A 20,090-nucleotide genomic window follows, 5' to 3' on the forward strand; every position below is an offset into this window, starting at 1 on the left:
GTGCCGAACCCCTGTCAAATGGGTACCACGACCATGATCGCCACCGACGGGGTGAGACGGTCGGCCGGAAACGAACGGGGTGAGAGTGAAACGGCTCAACGGCGTGGACGCCATGATGCTGTACAGCGAGACCCCCGAGATCCACATGCACACCCTCAAGATCGGTGTCCTCGACGTGTCGAACGTCGAGGGTTACGACTTCGAGCTGTTCCGAGCGGTGGCCGCGGCCCGACTGCACGCGTTGGCCCCGTTGCGGTATCAGCTGGTCGACATCCCGCTGAAGCTCCACCACCCGATGTGGGTGCAGAACGCCGAGATCGACCTCGACTACCACCTGCGCCGTGCCCGGGTCGCCGCCCCGGGAGGACGCCGCGAACTCGACGAACTGATCGGGCAGATCGCCGGCACGCCGCTGGACCGCGATCATCCGCTGTGGGAGATGTACGTCGCGGAAGGGTTGGCCGACAACCGCATCGCGATCATCCACAAGGTCCACCACGTGCTGGCCGACGGTGTGGCCTCCGCCAACCAGCTGGCGATGGCGATCCAGCCCCAGGAGCCCGCGGTGGGGGGACAGTTGGCGGCGGCCCCCGCCGATTCGGGAACGCCGACCAACCTGCTCAAGGCCGCCGGACAGGACCACCTCAGGCAGCTGCGGAGACTGCCCCAGCTGGTTAACCGGACCGCCGCCGGTGTGCTGCGGGTTCAGAAGAAGTCCAGGCAGCGCGGCCGCAACCCCGACTTGGCACGCAACTTCGCGCCGCCGCCCACGTTCATCAACCATGTGGTGACGCCGGGACGGCGATTCGCCACCGCGCCGCTGGCACTACCCGACGTGAAAGAGACCGCCAGGCACCTCGGCGTGACCCTCAACGACATCGTGCTGGCAACAGCGGCCGGTGCCCTGCGCCGACTGCAGCTGCGTTACGACGGCAGAGCCGACGCACCGCTGATCGCCGGAGTCCCGGTGAGTGTCGACCCGTCCCCGCAGCGGCTCGTGGGCAACGAATTCACCTACATGACACCGTCTTTGCCGGTCCACATCGACGATCCGCTGGAGCGGGTCCGGCTCACCGCGCTGTCGACGGCGATCGCCAAGGAGAACCATCAGCTGCTGGGACCCACCCTGATTCCGTCCTGGTTGACCTATCTGCCGCCGGCGCTGACGCCAGGAATCTTCCGCAGTCAGGCTCGCCGGGTCGAATCCGCGACCGTGATGAACCTGACGATCTCCAATGTGCCGGGACCGCGGCAACGGGGATTCGTCGAAGGCGCGACGGTGGACGAGATCTATTCGGTGGGGCCGATCGTCGCAGGCAGCGGAATGAACATCACCGTGTGGAGCTACGTCGACCAGCTCGCCATCTCGGTGCTGACCGACGACCGAACCCTCGCCGACCCGCACGAGGCCACCGATGCGCTGATCGATTCCTTCGTCGAGATCCGCCGGGCTGCCGGGCTGGCCGACGCGCTGACCGTCGTCGAGAACGCCATGCCGATGGCCCCGGCGACGTAGCTTCCCGGCTACGTCGGTATCCCGGACGGAAACCGTTGCTCGGTTGGTTGTTTCGCCGCGCCCGCAGGTGCCGCCGGGCGTTCCCGGAGCCCGGCGGGCTTTACAGATGTATGAAAAAGTGTCACGCTGTCTGTGCGCGAGACGGCTGGCGCACAAGGTGCGGCGATGACGCAGAAGTCCTCAGGGAGGCAGACGGTGACTGCTCGCACGTCCGAGGTCGACGGCCTTCGACCGGTCGAACGGCGGAGCTCCGGAGTGCGCAGCTCAGGTGGCGTGCTGCTCGCTTACCACCTGACGGCAGTCGCGGCCGACGTCGAGGACGTCGTCCGCCACGCGGGGGGATGGCTCTGCGACCGGGCCCGGGCAGGCTGGCAGGTCACTGTGCTGGTGCCACCGGGCAGCGATACCCGCGCACTGACGATCCTGGGTGTGGGCGTGGGAAGCTGGGAACCCGGCGCGTCCGCGCTGGGGTCCGAACCACCGGCCGCAGTCGCGGTGGGAGCCGGTGTCCTGTGCCGACACGAAGACCTGCGCCGGGAAGTGCTGGGCACCGTCGAGGTCGAAAGCAGCGAGGTCACCGTGTGGGGGGAGGCGCCCCCGTTCACCACCGACCTGAGATTCGGCCGCGTGCACCACCCTCTGAGCGTCGCCGCGCAGGCATTCAAGGCGCGAGCACTTTCGCAATGCGACTCTGCGGGCACCGCGCCGGCCGTCGAACAGTTCCTCAGTTGTGCGCTGTGGTACCCGCCAGAGGGCGGCGATCTGGTGCCGGTCTCATCAAGCCGGTGACCGAGGACCGAATACCGGAGGCCTCGCGACGCCTGGACCCCCGAGGCGAGCACGGCGCCGGCGACGACCGCCTACACCGCGTCCGTCTCCTGGTGCCCGGCGCGGGAGTCGGGGAGGTCGTGCGGTCTGTGGGCGGGTTCCTCTGCGACCGGGCGCGCGCCGGGTGGGACGTCAGGGTGCTCCTCACAGCGCCGTGCGACACGCGCGCGCTGCGGATCCTCGGCATCGCGGCACACGAACTCGACGCCGACCTGCTGTCGGTGATCGAGGGGCTCTCCCGCGGCGGCGCACTCGCGCTCGGCGCCGATGTCCTGGCCCGGGACGCCGACAGCCGCGAGCAGGTGTCGCGACTGATCAGCCGGGGTCGGGCCGAGGTCACCGTGTGGGGCCGACCGACACTGGGCAACCTCACCCAGGGCCTCGAGCCGGTGGCCCATCCGATGAGCGCGGCGGCCAGGGCGTTCAAGGCGCATGCACTTCGGGCCATCGGCGGCGCTACGGACAGCGGTGCTGCCGTCGAACCGCACGAGACGTTGTTCCGGGTCCGCGGGTCACGCCGGCGTCGCTCGCTCTGAAAGCGAAAGCTAGCGGGTCTCGGGGTTGCGGTGGACGTACCAGCTGCGCGCCACGACGCCGAAGACCAGCGCCGCGAAGCCGACCACAAACCAGTCCTCGACACGACCGGCGTGGTTGCCGTGCAGCATCAGCAGAAGGAAGATCCCCCCCAGCACCCCACCGATCTGCTGGACGCGGGGATTCTCCTTCGACCAGCCCCACTCCGCGGACGGCACATCCTCGACGTCGACGCCGCTGCGACGTTCCACCTCGGTGCTTGCCACGGCTGCTCCTCACATTCGGGGCTCGGTTGCGTCATTCTGACACAGGTCTACTACGAGCGGCCGTAGAGGCACCGAATGCGCAGCATCAGCGCAGTAGGCTCGCCGGTCATGACAGCGCAGAACGCAGCAGGCCCTTTCGGCGACAAGGTCGTCTTCGTCACAGGTGCGGCACGGGGTCAGGGACGGGCACACGCCATCCGGTTCGCCGAGGCGGGCGCCGACGTCATCGCGGTCGATCTGTGCGACCAGATCGACAGTGTCGCCTACCCGATGGCGACGCCGGAAGACCTCGACGAGACGGTGCGACTGGTCGATAAGACCGGTAGGCGGATAGTCGCCGAGCAGGGCGACGTGCGCGACCGCGAGCGGCTTGCCGAGGTCGTGGCGCGCGGGGTCGAAGAGTTCGGGCGCCTCGACTTCGTGCTCGCCAACGCCGGAATCCTGCCTGCCGCCGGCCGACAGGGCCGCGACATCACCGCCTACACCGACGCCATCGGCGTGATGCTCAACGGTGTCTACTTCACCATCGAGGCCGCGCTGCCCGCGCTGCTGGCCAACCCCGACGGTGGCGCCATCGTGATCACCAGTTCGGCAGCCGGTTTCAAATCCGTCAGCACCGATTTCGAGAGCATGAGCCACGGCGCCGCCGGATACACCGCCGCCAAACACGGCGTCGTCGGCCTGATGCGGCACTTCGCCACCTCACTGGCGAGCAAGAACATCCGGGTGAACTCGGTGCATCCGGGCGGCGTCGCGACCCCGATGGTGCTCAACGAGGCCATGGCCGGTTTCGTCGCCGAGCACCCGTCATTCGGCGAGTCCCAGCGCCCGCTGCTCACCATCCCGATGATGGAACCCGACGAGGTAAGCGAGACGATGCTGTACCTGTGCGGACCGGCCGGACGCCACATCACCGGGGTGGCGCTGCCCGTGGACGCCGGGCTGATGCTCAAGTAGCCGTACCGGCTGTACTTCAACGCGCCGTACCGGCTTTACTTCAACGCGCCGTACCGGCGCAACGCCACGGCGCGTTCCTCGGCGTGGTCGACCATCGGCTGCGGGTAGTCGTCGGGGCGGTCGTCACCGAGCTTGTGTACGTCGTCGACCCCGGACAACTCCGGCACCCAGCGGCGCACCCAGTCGCCCGAGGGGTCGAACTTAGACCCCTGGGTCGTCGGGTTGAACACGCGGAAGTACGGCGCCGCGTCCGTGCCGCAGCCGGCCGCCCACTGCCACCCGTGCTGGTTGTTGGCCATGTCGCCGTCGACGAGCTGGTCGAGAAACCACCGAGCACCCCACTGCCACGGCAAGTGCAGGTCTTTGACCAGAAACGACGCCACGATCATCCGCACCCGGTTGTGCATGAACCCGGTCTCGGCCAGCTGCCGCATTCCGGCGTCGACGATCGGAAAGCCCGTCCGCCCGGCCTTCCACACCTCGAACGCCTGCTCGGCGTCGTTGCCGTCGTCGACCTCGATGCCGTCGAACGCGGAGTTCCAGTTCCACCACCCGCTCTTCGGCCACTCGTGCAGCACACTGGCGTAGAAATCGCGAAAGGCCAACTCCCGCAGGTACGCCTGCGGACCTTTGCCCCGGCCCAGGTCCGCGGCCAGCGTGCGTGGATGGATCGTGCCGAACTTCAGATGTGCCGACATCCGGCTGGTCCCGTCGAGATCGGGCCGGTTGCGGTCACCGTCGTAGTCGGCGAGTCCGTTGCGGCAGAATCGCTTCCAGTGACTCAGCGCGGCGTGCTCACCGGCCGGCAGTTCCAACTCGACACCCGCGTCGGGGATCTCGGTGATGTCGGCACGCCCTGGCACGTCGGCCGGATCGATCCAGCGCGCCGAGTCCTTGCCGGACTCTGCCGGCGGCCGCCACCCGTGTTTGCGCCACGCCTCGAAGAACGGGGTGAACACCTTGTACGGAGTGCCGTCGCCCTTGCTGACCCGCCCCGGTGACACCAGATACGGCGATCCGGTCGCCACCAGTTCGACCTCGCCGAGCGCCTCGTGCACCTGCTCGTCACGACGGCGCCCGAAGGGCGTGTGATCGCCGGAGACGTGCACCGACGACGCGCCGATCGCCTTGGCCAGCGCCGGTATCCGCACCTTCGGGTCACCCCGGGTGACCAGCAACCGGCCGCCCAGGCCGGTACGCAGCTCGCGCAGCGCGTCGTACAGATACTGCAACCGCCGCTCGCCGGCGCCGGACTGCAGTCGCGGGTCCAGCACATAACAGGCGAGTACCTCGCCGTCGACATCGGCGGCGGCCGACAGCGCAGGCAGATCGTTGAGTCTCAGATCGCGGCGGAACCACAACACAGCGGGCATGGCATTGATGCTGCCCGCAATCTGCGGTAGAGAAACAAGGATCTACGAGAGGTGGTTGATGCAATTCTGGAGCGGCACGCCGTTCATGGAGGTCGCCGACGCGATCGCGGTCGCGCGGATGGTGGACGAGGCGGGCTACGACGGGATCATCTGCGCCGATCACCTGATCTATCCACGGCAACTGACATCGCCCTACCCTGATTCGCCCACGCAGAAGCCGCCGTGGCCACCGGAGACGAGCTGGCCGGACCCTTGGGTCCTGACCGGTGCGATGGCCGCGGTGACCACCAGGTTGCGGTTCTCCAACGCGATCTACATCGCCCCGGCACGGCCGCTGCTGGAGGTCGCCAAACAGGTCGCCACTGCGTCGGTGATCTCCGGCGGGCGGGTGTCACTGGGGGTCGGCGTGGGCTGGATGCGCGAAGAGTACGAGCTGATGGGCCAGGACTTCGGGAACCGGGGCAGGCGCCTCGACGAGATGATCCCCGCGTTGCGGGCGCTGTGGGGCGGTGGCTGGGTGTCGTGGAGCGGCGAGCACTACCGGGTGCCCGAGATGATGATCGAGCCCCATCCGCCGGGTCCGGTCCCGATCCTGTGTGGCGGCGAGTCCGAGGCCGCGCTGCGCCGTGCGGCGCGACTGTGCGACGGGTGGGTCGGTTACGCCTACGCCTGGGACGACGCGGTGCGCTACGCCCAGAAGCTGACCGAGCTGCGACGCCACTATGACCGACTCGACGATCCGTTCGACATCCTGCTGGCGCTGCTGGAGCCCCCGACTCCCGACCTCTACAAGCGTGCCGAGGACGCCGGAATCACCGCCGTGATGTGTGCGCCGTGGATGGGTGTCGAGGGCGTGCGCTCCGGGGGAGTCGAGCAATTCCGGGGTCCCATCGAGCAGTTCGCCGAGACCGTCATCGCCAAGGTCAACGGCTGACCGGCACGGCTGCCAGAATGCCTGCATGACCCCCGAGCCTGCCGATCGTTACCCGCGGGACATGGTCGGCTACGGCGCCGACCCGCCCCATCCTCGCTGGCCGGGCCAGGCCAACATCGCGGTGCAGTTCGTGCTCAACTACGAGGAGGGCGCGGAGAGCAATGTGCTGCACGGCGATGCGGCGTCTGAGACGTTCTTGTCGGAAATCGTTTCCGCCCAGCCGTTCCCTAATCGTCATATGAGCATGGAGTCGCTGTATGAATACGGTTCGCGTGCCGGGGTGTGGCGGGTGCTGCGGACCTTCGAGCGCCGCGGCCTGCCGCTGACCATCTTCGGAGTGGCGATGGCACTTGCCCGCAACCCCGCGGCGGTATCGGCGTTTCTGGAGCGCGGCGACGAGATCGCCTGTCATGGCCTGCGCTGGATCAGCTATCAACTGCTCGAACCGGAGGTGGAGCGCCGGCATCTCGCCGAAGCGGTCGAGTTGATCACCGAGGTGACTGGGCAGGCGCCGCTGGGCTGGTACACCGGCCGGGACTCACCTGCCACCCGCCGGCTCCTGGTCGAACACGGCGGCTTCGTCTACGACTCCGATTCCTACGCCGACGATCTGCCGTACTGGACCAGGGTGAACGGGACGAACCATCTGGTCGTGCCGTACACCCTGGACACCAACGACATGCGTTTCGCGATCGCAGGTGGGTTCCCCAGCGGCGACGAGTTCTTCACCCACCTTCGCGACGCGTTCGACGTGCTGTACGCCGAGGGTGTGGCCGGTGCGCCGAAGATGCTCTCCGTGGGACTGCACTGCCGGCTGGTGGGCCGGCCGGCCCGGATCGCGGCGTTGGAGCGCTTCCTGGACCACGTGCAGTCCCACGAAGGGGTGTGGATCACCCGTCGTATCGACATCGCACGGCACTGGGCGGAGCACTTTCCGCCGAGCTGATCCGCGCTGTCGGGGGCGCTGAGGGACCGCGTGACTCTGGGCCGGCGCGGCGAGCGCTCCGCCGGGACAGCGGAAATGTCTTCCCACTTTCAGGCTTTCGTCGGTGCGTCGGTGGTGACGAAGCTAGGGTGGTCGGTGGCCAACGCGACGCTGGGCCCAACTGCGCGGCGCCGCGTACGAGCCCGCGGCAGGAGGCACGGGGCACATGATCGTCACCGGAAGAGGAGTTGCTGCACCGGTCTGTCTGCTGGTGCTCTGTCTCGCCGCCGTCGGCTGTCGATCGGCCACACCGGAGTGGCGGCACGCCACAAGTGCGACCGGGAACTATGTCGCCGAATTTCCCGGGGAGCCGGTGACACGGACGGAATCGGCTCCGGACAGCCCGATATCGACGCAGTTCACCTTTTCCGAATCCGACGAACACTCCTTTGGCATCGTCGAGACGACGTTGAACGGCATCGCTGCTTACCCGCTTGACGAAGCGGTCGACAGATCCATCGAAGGCAGTCGGGCCGACCGAGAAGAACACACCGGTGGCCCCGTCACGGTGAGCGAAATCTGGCGGACCACGGGCAACTTCGACGGCGCCGAGACCCGGGAGTTCGGTTACCAACTCATCGACGGCGACGAGAAGACGACGGTCAACTCGGTGCTCTTCTATCGCGACGGCAACGTCGTGCAGGCCATGGTCGTGTACGACGGTGAGGCCGACCAGGAAGCGGTCGACCGCTTCCTGTCGTCCCTCGCGAGCGAACCGTCCTGAGTGGAACCCTGCCGCCGTTTAGCACCCTATGAGGGGTGAGTTGGTCACATGGGGGGCATCAGCACCGTGTCGATCAGGTAGACCGTGGCGTTGGCGGTCTGCACGCCGCCACAGACCACGGACGCGTCGTTGACTCGCAACTCGCCGTCGTGGCCGGTCACGGTCACCTCGGCGCCCTGCACCGTCGTGTGGGTGCCTACCACTGCGGCCGGATCCGCTTTGCCCGGAACCACGTGGTAGGTAAGGATATTGGTCAGCAGGGGGGCGTCGGTGGTGAGTGTCTCGATGGTCGCGGGATCGATCTTGGCGAACGCTTCATCGGTCGGTGCGAACACGGTGAACTCGGCGCCGTTGAGGGTGTCGACCAGGTTCACCTCTGGATTGAGTTGCCCTGAAACGGCTTTGGTGAGGGTGGTCAGTAGCGGGTTGTTCGACGCGGCCACGGTGACCGGCTCCTGGGCCATGCCCTGCACCGAGCCTGGGCCCACGGGTACCTGCTCCACGTAGGCCGCGCACCCCGGCCCCACCGGTTGGGCGGTCGCTGTCGCCGCCGATCCCAGAGAGAGTCCGACCGTCGCGGCTACAGCGAATCCCGCTCCTGCCAATGCTTTTCCGTTGACCATCATGTCCTGGAGTTTCCCTTCGTGTCATCAGCCGGTGGTCCGGCGACGTCTGTGTGCGTTGTTGCAATTGCTATTCGACGCCGATCGGGTCGTGGATGGGTTGTCGGGCAGAATTCTGGAGAGACGGCGAACAGGAAGATCCCCCGCACTGCAAGGCAGTGCGGGGGATCTCCGGGGGGTAGCTGGGCCGGTCAGTTGGCCGGAGGCATCAGCACCGTGTCGATCATGTACACCGTGGCGTTGGCGGTTTGCACACCACCGCACACCAGGCCGGCGTCGTTGACCATCATGTCGTTACCGGCGCCGGTGACGTTCAACGTCGCACCCTGAACCGTCGCGTGCTCGCCCGCGACCTGGTCGGGGCCCGCCTGCCCGGGCACCACGTGGTAGGTCAGGATGCTGGTCAGCAGATCAGCGTCCGTCTGGAGTGTCTCCAGGGTGGCGGCGTCGATCTTGGCGAACGCATCGTCAGTCGGTGCGAACACGGTGAATTCACCGCCGTTGAGGGTGTCGACGAGGTTGACGTCGGGATTGAGCTGTCCCGACAGCGCCGAGGTCAACGTGGTGAGCATCGGGTTGTTCGATGCCGCGACGGTCACCGGATCCTGTGCCATGCCTGCAACCGAGCCGGGCCCCTCGGGCACCTGTTCGGCGTAGGCGGCGCATCCGGAGCCGATGAGTGTGGCCGCGGGGTCGGCCATCGCGCTGGTCGTCGTCGGGGATTCTGAGGTGCCGGTCGCGTCCTCGACGGCCGACTCGGCCGCGCTGGTGGCCGACGTGGCGTTGGTCTCGGCCTCCTCGCTCGAACAGGCCGCTGCCCCAAAGATCGCTACTGCGGCGATACCCGCCGCCGCAGCCGACTTCCGGTGAAATGCCTTCATATTCTCCCTATCCCTTCATGAGCAGACGTCGTTGCCCGCCCTGAGCTGACACTGGTGATTCCACACTGCGGCCCCCGCGGATGGGTCTGGACAGGTTCCGTCACATTCACGTCATAATTTGCATCGGTCGCAGCCGGTACCCGGGCTGACCGCGGCGCGGTGGTCCCGAGCGGCACAATGGACCGGTGAGCGAATCGGACAGACGGCTGCGGGTGCTGATCCTGGGCAGCACGGGGTCCATCGGAACCCAGGCGCTCGACGTCATCGCCGCCAACCCCGAACGCTTCGAGATCGTCGGCCTGGCCGCCGGCGGTGGCAACCCCGACCTGCTCAGTCGGCAGCGCAGGCAGACCGGGGTGACGAACATCGCCGTCGCCGACCCGGCCGCCGCCGGCATCGTCGGTGACGTCGGCTACACGGGACCGGATGCGGTCACCCGGCTCGTCGAGGACACCGCCGCGACAACCGGGGTCGACGTGGTGCTCAACGCGTTGGTGGGCGCACTGGGTCTGAAACCGACGCTGGCGGCGTTGGCCAGCGGCGCCCGGCTGGCGCTGGCCAACAAGGAGTCGCTGGTGGCGGGCGGTCCGCTGGTGCTCAGGGCCGCCGCTCCGGGACAGATCGTGCCGGTCGACTCAGAGCATTCCGCGCTGGCACAGTGCCTGCGCGGCGGCACCGCCGACGAGGTCGCCAAGCTGGTCCTGACCGCGTCCGGCGGGCCGTTCCGAGGCTGGAGCAGAGCACGGCTGGAGAACGTCACCCCCGAACAGGCGGGCGCGCACCCCACCTGGTCGATGGGGCCGATGAACACGCTGAACTCAGCATCTCTGGTCAACAAGGGACTGGAGCTGATCGAGACCCACCTGCTGTTCGGCGTCGACTACGACCGCATCGATGTTGTTGTGCATCCGCAGTCGATCGTCCACTCGATGGTGACGTTCACCGACGGCTCGACCCTGGCCCAGGCCAGCCCTCCCGACATGAAGTTGCCGATCGCGCTGGCGCTGGGCTGGCCGGCCAGGGTGGCGGGCGCCGCGTCGGCCTGTGACTTCACCACGGCTGCGACCTGGGAATTCGAACCCCTCGACAGCGACGTCTTCCCGGCGGTCGACCTCGCCCGCGCCGCCGGCCGCGGCGGTGGATGTCTGACCGCGGTCTACAACGCCGCCAACGAAGAGGCGGCAGAGGCGTTCCTCGCGGGTCGCATCCCGTTTCCGGCGATCGTCAGAACCATCGACGACGTGCTGCGCGCTGCCGACCAGTGGTCGGCCGAACCAGCTACCGTGGAGGACGTGCTCGACGCGCAGCTGTGGGCCCGTGACCGGGCGCGGCGTGCGGTCGAGCGCGAACCCGCAGCTAGAGGATAAGGACCGACCACCACATGATGTTCACGATCGGCATCGTGCTCTTCGCACTCGCCATCTTGCTGTCGGTGGCGCTGCACGAGTGCGGCCACATGTGGGTCGCGCGCGCGACCGGGATGAAGGTGCGTCGCTACTTCGTCGGTTTCGGTCCCACGTTGTGGTCCACCCGCAGGGCCAACAGGCTCGGTGAGACCGAGTACGGCGTCAAGGCGGTCCCGCTGGGTGGGTTCTGTGACATCGCGGGCATGACATCGGTCGAGGAACTCGCACCCGACGAGCGTCCTTACGCGATGTACAAGCAGAAGACGTGGAAACGCGTGGCGGTGCTGGCGGCCGGACCCGGTATGAACTTCGCCATCGGTCTGCTGCTGATCTACGCGATCGCGGTCATCTGGGGCCTACCCAACCTGCACCCGCCGACCAACGCCATGGTGGGGGAGACGTCGTGCGTGAAATCCGAAGTCACTCAGGGAACTCTGGGTGACTGCATCGCCCCCAGTCCGGCAGCCGCGGCAGGCATCCAGGCCGGCGATGTGGTGGTGAAGGTCGGAGAGACGCCGGTGGCCTCGTTCGACGAACTGGTCACCGCGGTGCGCCAGCTCGACGGGCCGACGCCGTTCACGGTGCAGCGGGATCAGGACGGCCAGGTTCGGGAGTTCACCACCACCGTCGACGTGACGCAGAGTCAACGCTATGTCGCCGGCGGCGACGGGGCCGCCGAGCCGGTACCCGCGGACGTCGGCACCATCGGCGTCACCGGGGCCACCTTCGGGCCGACGCAGCACAACCCGCTCTCTGCAGTGCCGGCGACGTTCGCGTTCACCGGCGACCTCGCCGTGGAACTGGGCAAAGCGCTGGCCAAGATCCCGACCAAGGTCGGCGCTCTGGTGGAGTCGATCGGCGGCGGCGAACGCGATCCCGAAACGCCGATCAGTGTCGTCGGTGCCAGCATCATCGGCGGCGACACCGTCGACGCCGGGCTGTGGGTGGCGTTCTGGTTCTTCCTGGCCCAACTGAACTTCGTGCTCGGTGCGATCAACCTGGTTCCGTTGCTACCTTTCGACGGCGGACACATTGCGATCGCCGTGTTCGAGAAGCTCCGCAACCTGTTCCGGTCGGCGCGCGGCATGGTGGCCGCCGCGCCGGTGAACTACCTCAAGCTGATGCCCGCCACCTATGTGGTGCTCGTGCTGGTGGCCGGCTACATGCTGTTGACGGTCACCGCCGACCTGGTCAACCCCATCAGACTTTTCCAGTAGGAGATCTCATGACCATGTCCATCGGGTTGGGGATGCCGGCAGCGCCGGCACCCACCCTGGCCCCCCGCCGCAAAACCCGTCAACTGATGGTGCGTGACGTCGGTGTCGGCAGCGACCACCCGATCTCCGTGCAGTCGATGTGCACCACCAAGACCCACGACATCAACTCCACGCTGCAGCAGATCGCCGAGCTGACCGCGTCGGGCTGCGACATCGTGCGCGTGGCCTGTCCGCGGCAGGAGGACGCCGACGCGCTGCCGATCATCGCCAAGAAGTCGAAGATCCCGGTGATCGCCGACATTCATTTCCAGCCCAAGTACATCTTCGCCGCGATCGACGCGGGCTGTGCGGCGGTGCGCGTCAATCCGGGCAACATCAAGGAGTTCGACGGTCGGGTCAAAGAGGTCGCCAAGGCGGCCGGGGCGGCGGGCATCCCGATCCGCATCGGCGTCAACGCCGGATCGCTGGACAAGCGGTTCATGGAGAAGTACGGCAAGGCGACACCGGAGGCGCTGGTGGAGTCCGCGTTGTGGGAGGCCTCCCTGTTCGAGGAACACGGCTTCGGTGACATCAAGATCAGCGTCAAGCACAACGACCCCGTGGTCATGGTCGCCGCATACGAACTGCTGGCCTCCAAGAGCGACTACCCCCTGCATCTCGGGGTGACCGAGGCCGGGCCCGCGTTCCAGGGCACCATCAAGTCGGCGGTGGCGTTCGGCGCGCTGCTGAGCAAGGGGATCGGTGACACTATCCGGGTGTCGTTGTCCGCCCCGCCCGCCGAAGAGGTCAAGGTCGGCAACCAGATCCTCGAGTCGCTGAACCTGCGGCCGCGTGGTCTCGAGATTGTGTCGTGCCCGTCGTGCGGGCGCGCCCAGGTCGACGTGTACACCCTCGCCAACGAGGTGACCGCCGGCTTGGAGGGCATGGAGGTGCCGTTGCGGGTCGCGGTGATGGGCTGCGTCGTCAACGGACCCGGCGAAGCCCGGGAAGCCGACCTCGGCGTCGCCTCGGGCAACGGCAAGGGCCAGATCTTCGTCAAGGGTGAGGTCATCAAGACCGTGCCCGAAGCGATGATCGTCGAGACGTTGATCGAAGAGGCCCTGCGGCTGGCTTCGGAGATGCAGGACGAATCCGGGGCGACACCGGGTTCAAATGATGGCAGCGGTTCGCCCGTTGTGACCGTAAGCTGAGACTCGGCCCCCGAGGTGCGGGGTCGGCTTTAGCAAGGTAAGTCGCAGAAAGAGTCCAGATGTCGGCTCCTCCGCTTTTCCGCCTCGTTGATGAGCGAAGGGTGTCGGTGCTGCGTGACGTGCGCGACATGTCGGCGGTTCGGCAGGTACTCGACAGCGACCCGGTGGCTGCGTGCATGGTCGCTTCCCGCGTCGCCGAGTACGGCATCGAGCCCGCGGGGATCGGCGGCGAGCTGTGGACTCGGCGGCGTGCCAGCGAATCGTTGTGTTACGCCGGAGCCAACCTGATTCCGTTGCGCGGCGGGCGCACCGACCTCAATGCGTTCGCCGACAAGGCGATGAGCCAGGCCCGACGGTGCTCGTCACTGGTCGGCCGCGCCGAACTGGTGCTGCCGATGTGGCAACGCCTCGAACATGTCTGGGGCCCTGCCCGTGACGTCCGCGACCACCAACCGCTGATGGCGCTGAGCGCCGCGCCGATCTGTGCGGTCGATCCGGAGGTCCGTCCGGTCCGCATCGACGAGCTCGACGCCTACCTCGTGGCGGCCGTCGACATGTTCATCGGTGAGGTCGGCATCGATCCGCGCGCCGGGGACGGCGGCCGGGGGTATCGGCGCCGGGTGGCCGGGCTGATCGCCGCCGGACGCGCGTGGGCCCGGTTCGAACGGGGTCAGGTGGTGTTCAAGGCCGAGGTCGGCTCCCAGTCGCCTGCGGTCGGCCAGATCCAGGGCGTATGGGTGCATCCCGACTGGCGCGGGCGCGGGCTCGGCACCGCAGGCACGGCCGCCCTGGCCGCCGCGGTGGTGGGCAGTGGCCGCATCGCCAGCCTGTACGTCAACAGCTTCAACACCGTCGCACGCGCCACCTACGCCCGGATCGGATTCACCGAGGTGGGTTCGTTCGCCACGGTATTGCTGGACTGAATTCCACGGCCGCATACTCTTGCCCACATGACCGAGCAGGACCTGACGGCCGAGCGCAGGATCATCGCCGACGCGCTCGTCCACGCACTTCGACGCAGACACGAGGTGCTCGACGCCGTCGTCGCCTCCGACGACTACGACACGGCGATCGAGGCGATCGCCGACCTGCTCGACACGTCTGCGACGGCGGCGGAAGCGGTCCTGAGGTTGTCGTTCGACCGGCTGACCAAGGTCTCGCGCCGCAGGATCGCCGCCGAGCTGGACAACCTCAACAGCCAGGAGCTGTCGTTCGCCTCCGCCGAGCCGTCCGGCCGCTCGGCGCGCCGGCTGATGCTGCGGCCGTTCGCCGCCGACGCGGACCGGGACATCTTCGCCGCCCGAACCGAGGACGTGCGCTCGGCCGGTGACGGCACGGCGGCGCCCCCGGGCGACCTCGGCGACGAGATCCGCGAGGCGGTCGCGCGGGTGGCCGCCGAGGAGGCGGTCTGGTTGGTGGCGGAAGTGGGTTCGACCAAGGTCGGCATGGTGTTCGGCGAGCTCTCCGACGGTGAAGTCGACGTCAGGATCTGGATCCACCCGCATCACCGCAAACAGGGCTACGGCACCGCCGCGCTGCGCACCTCCCGCTCGGAGATGGCTGCCTACTTCCCGGCCGTGCCCCTGGTCGTGCGCGCGCCGGCCGCCGGGGCCTAGCGCATCGGCCCGGTCGTCCGGGCGTGGGTGAGAAGGTCGTCCACCGACCACTGGTCGTCGGCGTGGCGGCCATACTTGGCGGCGACGAGTTCCGCTGCGGGTTCGCCACCCTGCTCGCGGGCCTGGGACTGTGAGCGCGACGAAATCCGATTTGTGCAGACGCCTTCTCGCACAACGTCTGCAAAAGTCGGATCTCGGCGTGCCCACGGTGCGCCTACGCGGCGAAGTGGTCTCAGCTTCGTAACATCTGCACCAATGGCAACTCTGTTCTCATCTGCATCACGGGCGACCGGCTTCGCCATGGCGGTCTTGTTGGTCGTCACCCTCGGCGCCTGCACACCCAGACCCGACGGACCCGAACCCGCGGCCGAGGAGTTCTTCGCCGCGTTGGCCGTCGGCGACACCACGGCCGCCGCCGAGCTCAGCGACCGACCGGAGGCCGCCCGGGCGACGCTCAACGAGGTGTGGGCCGGCCTGCAGGCCACCGGACTGGACGCCCAGATCCTCAGCTCGAAGTACGCCATGGACACCGGAAGCATCACCTACCGCTACACCTGGCGCCTGCCCAAGGACCGCACCTGGACCTACGACGGACAGCTCAACATGGTCCGCGCCGACGGGCGCTGGGAAGTCCGCTGGAGCGCCACCGGGGTGCATCCGAGGCTGGGGGAGAACCAGACCCTCGCGCTGCGGGCGGACGCGCCGCGGCGCGCCTCGGTCAACGAACGTGGCGGCACCGATGTCCTGGTGCCCGGCTACCGGTACCACGTCGCGCTCGACGCCCGGGCGGCCGGCTCCGCGCTGATGCCGACGGCGCGGGCGGTGGTCGGCGCACTGCACCGGTTCGACAACACCCTGGAACCGCAGCGGCTCGCCGAACTGGCCAGTTCGAAGCGGGCTCCGTTGAGCCTGATCACGCTGCGTCAGGCCGACCACGACGCGGTCGCCGGTGCCATCGGCGCGCTCCCGGGGGTGGTGATCACGCCGCAGCCGGAAATGGTGCCCACCGACGAGAACTTCGCCCCGGCCCTGATCAATCAGGTCAAGAACACCGTCGTCGACGAACTCGACGGCACCGCCGGGTGGCGCATCGTCAGCGTCAACCAGAACAGCGTCGACGTCGACATCCTCCACGAAGTGCCCGGTGAGCCGGCGCCGTCGGTGACGATCAGCCTTGACCGGTCGGTGCAGAACGCCGCGCAACACGCCGTCGACACCACCGGCAAGCAGGCCATGATCGTGGTCATCAAACCGTCGACCGGCGAGATCATGGCCGTCGCGCAGAACGCCGCCGCCGACCGGGAGGGGCCGATCGCCACCATGGGCCTGTTCCCGCCCGGGTCGACGTTCAAGATCGTCACCGCGGGCGCGGCGATCGAACGCGACATGGCCACCCCCAACACGCTTCTGGGCTGCCCGGGCCGGATGGACATCGGCCATCGCAGCGTGCCCAACTACGGCGGCTTCGACCTCGGCACGGTGCCGATGTCGCGGGCGTTCGCCAGCTCGTGCAACACCACGTTCGCCGAACTCGCCAGCCGGATGCCCCCCCGCGGGCTCACCCAGGCCGCCGCGCAATACGGCATCGGGCCGGACTACACCATCGAGGGCATCGACACCGTCACCGGTTCGGTGCCGCCCACGGTGAACCTCACCGAACGCACCGAGGACGGTTTCGGGCAGGGCAAGGTTCTGGTCAGTCCTTTCGGGATGGCATTGGCTGCCGCGACCGTCGCCGCCGGCCGTACCCCGGTTCCCCATCTCATCGACGGACGCGAAACCGAGGTCACCGGTGCGAGCGATCCGATCCCGGCCGGCGTGGTCGACAGCCTGCGGCCGATGATGCGCCTGGTGGTCACCAACGGCACCGCCGAGGACTTGCAGGGGGCCGGGGACGTGCGCGGCAAGACCGGCGAGGCCGAGTTCGCGGGCGGGTCCCACTCGTGGTTCACCGGATACCGCGGTGACATGGCGTTCTCGGCGCTGATCGTCGGCGGCGGCAGCTCGGAGTACGCCGTGCGGATGCTCAAGGGCATGCTCGACGAACTGCCGCCGGGCTACCTGGCCTGATCGCCCGCTCGCGGCCGGTTCGGCTGGGAGCCGGGCAGCCGACGGCGGTACCGTGGAAACCGCCATGACCGAAATCAACCACATCCCCGGCGGCCTGCCCGCCGACGCCGTCGAGATGCGGATCTCCGACGCCGACCGCAACGGCACGCTGCGCCGGTTGCACAATGCCGTGGCCCTCGGTCTGATCGACATCGACGAATTCGAGGAGCGTTCGGCAATGGTGTCGCGGGCGCGGCTGCGTTCGGATCTCGACACGCTCGTCGGCGACCTGCCCGGTCCCGGTGCCATCGTCACCTCGGCCGCAGACCGCGTGGAACTGCGCGGCGTGCTCGGATCGCTGAAGCGTCAGGGGGAGTGGGTGGTGCCCAGCAGGCTGGCGCTGCACCGCCGGATGGGGTCTGTCGAGCTGGACCTGACGCGGGCGCGGTTCGCCGGTCCCATCGTGGTCATCGAACTCGACATGAAGTTCGGCGGCCTCGATCTGAGGCTCCCTGACGGGGCCAGCGCCTCGATCGACGACGTCGAGGTCAACGTGGGAAGTGCCCACGACCACCGCAGGGACGCCCCGGCAGAGGGCACCCCGCATGTCATCCTCACCGGCAAGGTCGTATGCGGTTCGGTGGACGTGCGCGGGCCCCGCAAATCCTTTCGGTTTCCCCGCCCGTTGCGTGGCTGACCGCTACCTGAGCTGTTCGTCGGGAACGCCGTAGCGCTGCTGGTACCCGCGGACCTGCTCGCGCATCTCGACGGCATCCAGGCCGGTGTCCGCCCAGCGGTACCGCGTGCCGCCGTGGTCTCCGGGGTGGGCGAGCAGGAAATCGCGCATCCGTTGCTCGGTCGCGGGCTCCAGCTCGCGGCCGAGCTCGGTGTACAGCGCCCGCACCACGGCCAGCGGGTCGCGGATGAACTCCGCGAACTGCACGTCGACGAACCGGTTTCCGGCCAGGGCGCCGGAGTCGCGCAGCGTCATCGCCCGCTGCAGGCCGACGACGATCTCCTCCTTCGATTGCGTCGCACACTCGGTGATCGAGGACTCGTCGGATGCCAGCCGACGCAGATGGTGGGTGAGCGCACTGATCGACGAGATGACGTTGAGCGGGTCCCGATGGGTCTGCACGATCACCGCGTCGGGGTACTCGGCTGCCAGTGTGTCCAGCTGCCACAGGTGCGCCGGTGACTTCAACAGCCACTGACACGGTTGCTCTGTCGGGCCGGGCACACCGGATTGCAGGTGCTGCAGGAACATTCGGTGATAACGGTAGGCCGGGGCATGATCGGCCTCGTGCAGCAGCCAGCGATAGTAGCCGGGCAGCCGGTACTGCACCGAGAAGATCATGCTGCAGAACTGCCCTGCGGTGATGCGAACGCATTCCTGCCCGACCCGAGCTCCCATCGGGTGATGCACCAGCAGTCCGGGCACGATCTGCTCCGACGCCTCGATGGTGGCCTGGGTCTCGGCGATCCGCGGGTCGCTGTCGTAGGTGTCGGGCCGAGGCAGCGGGAAGGGGTGGTCCACCTCCCAGGTCAGCGGCGGCCGCAGCGCGCGATCCTGGGCCAGCAGGTCGAACAGGATGGTCGTGCCGGTGCGCGGTTGCCCCACGATGAACAGGGGTCGCTGCACGGGCGACGCGGCGATCTCGGGGTGCTGCCTGCGCCAGCTCACGATCCGCAGCCGGTTGGTGAGGGCACGGACGACGTCCATGACGGCGATCTCGACGCCGAGATCGTTGAGCCGCGCATCGGCGGTCAGACCGTCGCACAGCCGGCCGAGACCGTCGCGCCAACCGGCGTCGTCGCCGAAGTCGTCGGTGCCGGCGATCTCGGCCGACTGTTCGACGAGGCGGTCCGGATCGAGCCGAGCCACGCTCATGAGGCCGAACCGCCCCGGCGGACCGTCGTGCGCACCGCCGGCGCGTCCGGGTTGTCGAGCCAGCGCAGCACCACGAAGCCGCGCCGCCGGCCGCCGGTGTCCAGCCAGTGGCCATGGCCGAGGTCGGCGGCGCCGATCGCGATTCGTACAAGGCCGTCGGAGTCCGGGGCGACCCCCTTGTTGGTGACCGAGCTGTGCCGATGGTGTGGTTCGAGACATTCGTGCCAGACGTTCTCGAGGGTGACGTTCCAATAGCGGGTGTCGGGAGGGGTGAACTCGAGCAGCAGTGATTCGTCGGTGTCGAGCGCAAAAGACCCGAGCATGTACAGGTTGTCCGGCGTGGTGTCCGCGCCGCCGAGTTCGGCAGCCGCGGCGGTGACCAGCGAGTTGGGCTGGGTGAGCAGTTCCGGCTTGATGGTGCGGTGCAGGGTGGCCAGCTTGACGATGGTCCACGCCATCGCGGTGAACGCGGCGGCCGCCTCGGTATCTGTAACCGGTCGCAGTGGCGGGGGGTCGAGACATTGGACGGTCATCGACGCCGGGGTTTCGGCGGCGGCGTCGGCGATGTACTCGCGGACCACGACCGCCGACGCGTCCTCGGGGATGGGGATCCACTGGGCGCCGCCGAGCGCATCGGCTCCCGGGTCGGTGGCGGCGAGCACCAGGGCGAAGGAGCCTTGTGTGCACTGCAGTGCGGTGTCACTGAGATAGCCGGCCATCCGCCGGGGGGTCAGCCCGGTGCCCGCGAGCACCTGGAACCCGAGATAGGTGGTGGTACCGCGCTGTCCGGTGATGCGGTAGCAGTGGTCACCGCGGATCATGGCCAGCAGATATCGGCCGTCGGGGTTGGGCCCGCCCACCATCCTGGTGTCGGTGCACATGTCGAAGAAGTGTGGGCGTTGCGGGTCGGCCTCGACGGACAACTCTGTGCACAGCGCGGTGACCTTGGCCAGCATGCGAAGGCCCTCGCGCAGTTCACGGTCGTCGGCCGCATCGTCGATGACCGTGGCGGTGAGGTCGGCCAGCATCTGCTGGACGAATCGCCACGACTCGATGACCGCCGGGGTGTCTTCGTTGCGTTCTGCTTCCACGGTGAGACA

20 protein-coding genes are annotated in these 20,090 nt (G+C 68.1%); 14 read left to right on the forward strand and 6 right to left on the reverse strand.

Annotated features, from left to right (window positions below; all coding sequences use genetic code 11):
• Positions 1-85 precede the first annotated feature (85 nt).
• The 3 genes from BEMPMBAN_RS03215 to BEMPMBAN_RS03225 all read left to right on the forward strand — a co-directional run bounded on the left by BEMPMBAN_RS03215 (position 86) and on the right by BEMPMBAN_RS03225 (position 2,880).
• Complete coding sequence (locus BEMPMBAN_RS03215; protein WP_159228939.1) at positions 86-1,516, forward strand: WS/DGAT/MGAT family O-acyltransferase; 1,431 nt, start codon at positions 86-88, stop codon at positions 1,514-1,516.
• Positions 1,517-1,711: 195 nt separating this feature from the next.
• Positions 1,712-2,305 carry a hypothetical protein gene (locus tag BEMPMBAN_RS03220; protein ID WP_159228940.1) on the forward strand — a complete coding sequence of 198 codons (594 nt, stop codon included), beginning with the start codon at positions 1,712-1,714 and terminating at the stop codon, positions 2,303-2,305.
• The gene (locus BEMPMBAN_RS03225) at positions 2,302-2,880 is read left to right on the forward strand and encodes a hypothetical protein (RefSeq protein ID WP_159228941.1); all 579 of its coding nucleotides are present in this window, start codon (positions 2,302-2,304) and stop codon (positions 2,878-2,880) included. Before BEMPMBAN_RS03220 ends, BEMPMBAN_RS03225 begins: the two co-directional genes overlap by 4 nt.
• Positions 2,881-2,889: 9 nt before the next feature.
• Here the strand turns inward: BEMPMBAN_RS03225 and BEMPMBAN_RS03230 are convergent, their stop codons facing one another.
• A complete protein-coding gene (locus tag BEMPMBAN_RS03230; RefSeq protein ID WP_159228942.1) occupies positions 2,890-3,144 on the reverse strand; it encodes a DUF2631 domain-containing protein in 255 nt (84 codons plus the stop codon).
• Between the two features lie 108 nt (positions 3,145-3,252).
• On the opposite strand from BEMPMBAN_RS03230, the gene BEMPMBAN_RS03235 reads away from it, so the two are divergent.
• Positions 3,253-4,101: a mycofactocin-coupled SDR family oxidoreductase gene (locus BEMPMBAN_RS03235; RefSeq protein WP_159228943.1), complete on the forward strand. Its 849-nt coding sequence runs from the start codon at positions 3,253-3,255 to the stop codon at positions 4,099-4,101.
• A gap of 35 nt (positions 4,102-4,136) precedes the next feature.
• Here BEMPMBAN_RS03235 and BEMPMBAN_RS03240 read toward each other — a convergent pair whose 3' ends face one another.
• Complete coding sequence (locus tag BEMPMBAN_RS03240) at positions 4,137-5,474, reverse strand: cryptochrome/photolyase family protein (protein ID WP_159228944.1); 1,338 nt, start codon at positions 5,472-5,474, stop codon at positions 4,137-4,139.
• Positions 5,475-5,532: 58 nt separating this feature from the next.
• Between BEMPMBAN_RS03240 and BEMPMBAN_RS03245 the strand changes: the two genes are divergently transcribed.
• The 3 genes from BEMPMBAN_RS03245 to BEMPMBAN_RS03255 all read left to right on the forward strand — a co-directional run bounded on the left by BEMPMBAN_RS03245 (position 5,533) and on the right by BEMPMBAN_RS03255 (position 8,117).
• Positions 5,533-6,408, forward strand: coding sequence for a TIGR03619 family F420-dependent LLM class oxidoreductase (locus BEMPMBAN_RS03245; protein ID WP_159228945.1), 876 nt, complete (start codon positions 5,533-5,535; stop codon positions 6,406-6,408).
• A 25-nt stretch (positions 6,409-6,433) separates the two neighbouring features.
• Entirely contained in the window at positions 6,434-7,354 is a 921-nt protein-coding gene (gene puuE, locus BEMPMBAN_RS03250; RefSeq protein ID WP_159228946.1) for an allantoinase PuuE, read from the forward strand.
• 352 nt (positions 7,355-7,706) lie between these two features.
• A complete protein-coding gene (locus BEMPMBAN_RS03255; protein ID WP_159228947.1) occupies positions 7,707-8,117 on the forward strand; it encodes a hypothetical protein in 411 nt (136 codons plus the stop codon).
• A 44-nt stretch (positions 8,118-8,161) separates the two neighbouring features.
• On the opposite strand, the gene BEMPMBAN_RS03260 is transcribed toward BEMPMBAN_RS03255, so the two are convergent.
• Positions 8,162-8,743 (reverse strand): fasciclin domain-containing protein, encoded by a 582-nt coding sequence (locus BEMPMBAN_RS03260; RefSeq protein WP_159228948.1) that lies wholly within the window; start codon positions 8,741-8,743, stop codon positions 8,162-8,164.
• 188 nt (positions 8,744-8,931) lie between these two features.
• Positions 8,932-9,621: a fasciclin domain-containing protein gene (locus BEMPMBAN_RS03265; RefSeq protein WP_159228949.1), complete on the reverse strand. Its 690-nt coding sequence runs from the start codon at positions 9,619-9,621 to the stop codon at positions 8,932-8,934.
• Between the two features lie 185 nt (positions 9,622-9,806).
• On the opposite strand from BEMPMBAN_RS03265, the gene dxr reads away from it, so the two are divergent.
• The 7 genes from dxr (at position 9,807) to BEMPMBAN_RS03300 (ending at position 17,796) form a co-directional block, all read left to right on the forward strand.
• A complete protein-coding gene (dxr, locus tag BEMPMBAN_RS03270) occupies positions 9,807-10,988 on the forward strand; it encodes a 1-deoxy-D-xylulose-5-phosphate reductoisomerase (protein WP_159228950.1) in 1,182 nt (393 codons plus the stop codon).
• A 14-nt stretch (positions 10,989-11,002) separates the two neighbouring features.
• The gene (locus tag BEMPMBAN_RS03275; protein ID WP_159228951.1) at positions 11,003-12,244 is read left to right on the forward strand and encodes a M50 family metallopeptidase; all 1,242 of its coding nucleotides are present in this window, start codon (positions 11,003-11,005) and stop codon (positions 12,242-12,244) included.
• Positions 12,245-12,258: 14 nt separating this feature from the next.
• Positions 12,259-13,434 (forward strand): flavodoxin-dependent (E)-4-hydroxy-3-methylbut-2-enyl-diphosphate synthase, encoded by a 1,176-nt coding sequence (gene ispG, locus BEMPMBAN_RS03280; RefSeq protein WP_425294923.1) that lies wholly within the window; start codon positions 12,259-12,261, stop codon positions 13,432-13,434.
• Between the two features lie 59 nt (positions 13,435-13,493).
• A complete protein-coding gene (locus BEMPMBAN_RS03285) occupies positions 13,494-14,357 on the forward strand; it encodes a GNAT family N-acetyltransferase (protein ID WP_159228953.1) in 864 nt (287 codons plus the stop codon).
• 27 nt (positions 14,358-14,384) lie between these two features.
• Complete coding sequence (locus BEMPMBAN_RS03290) at positions 14,385-15,050, forward strand: GNAT family N-acetyltransferase (protein WP_159228954.1); 666 nt, start codon at positions 14,385-14,387, stop codon at positions 15,048-15,050.
• Between the two features lie 255 nt (positions 15,051-15,305).
• Entirely contained in the window at positions 15,306-17,120 is a 1,815-nt protein-coding gene (locus BEMPMBAN_RS03295; RefSeq protein WP_159228955.1) for a penicillin-binding transpeptidase domain-containing protein, read from the forward strand.
• Between the two features lie 64 nt (positions 17,121-17,184).
• On the forward strand, positions 17,185-17,796 hold the full coding sequence (locus tag BEMPMBAN_RS03300; protein WP_159228956.1) for a DUF1707 SHOCT-like domain-containing protein: 612 nt from the start codon (positions 17,185-17,187) through the stop codon (positions 17,794-17,796).
• Between the two features lie 3 nt (positions 17,797-17,799).
• Here BEMPMBAN_RS03300 and BEMPMBAN_RS03305 read toward each other — a convergent pair whose 3' ends face one another.
• Both BEMPMBAN_RS03305 and BEMPMBAN_RS03310 read right to left on the reverse strand, forming a co-directional pair.
• Positions 17,800-18,990 (reverse strand): sulfotransferase family protein, encoded by a 1,191-nt coding sequence (locus BEMPMBAN_RS03305; protein WP_159228957.1) that lies wholly within the window; start codon positions 18,988-18,990, stop codon positions 17,800-17,802.
• Positions 18,987-20,018 carry a DUF1214 domain-containing protein gene (locus tag BEMPMBAN_RS03310; protein WP_159228996.1) on the reverse strand — a complete coding sequence of 344 codons (1,032 nt, stop codon included), beginning with the start codon at positions 20,016-20,018 and terminating at the stop codon, positions 18,987-18,989. Before BEMPMBAN_RS03310 ends, BEMPMBAN_RS03305 begins: the two co-directional genes overlap by 4 nt.
• Between the last annotated feature and the right edge of the window lie 72 nt (positions 20,019-20,090).

The sequence above is a fragment of the Mycolicibacterium austroafricanum genome, from assembly GCF_902705885.1.
In the GTDB taxonomy this organism is placed as follows: domain Bacteria; phylum Actinomycetota; class Actinomycetes; order Mycobacteriales; family Mycobacteriaceae; genus Mycobacterium; species Mycobacterium vanbaalenii_A.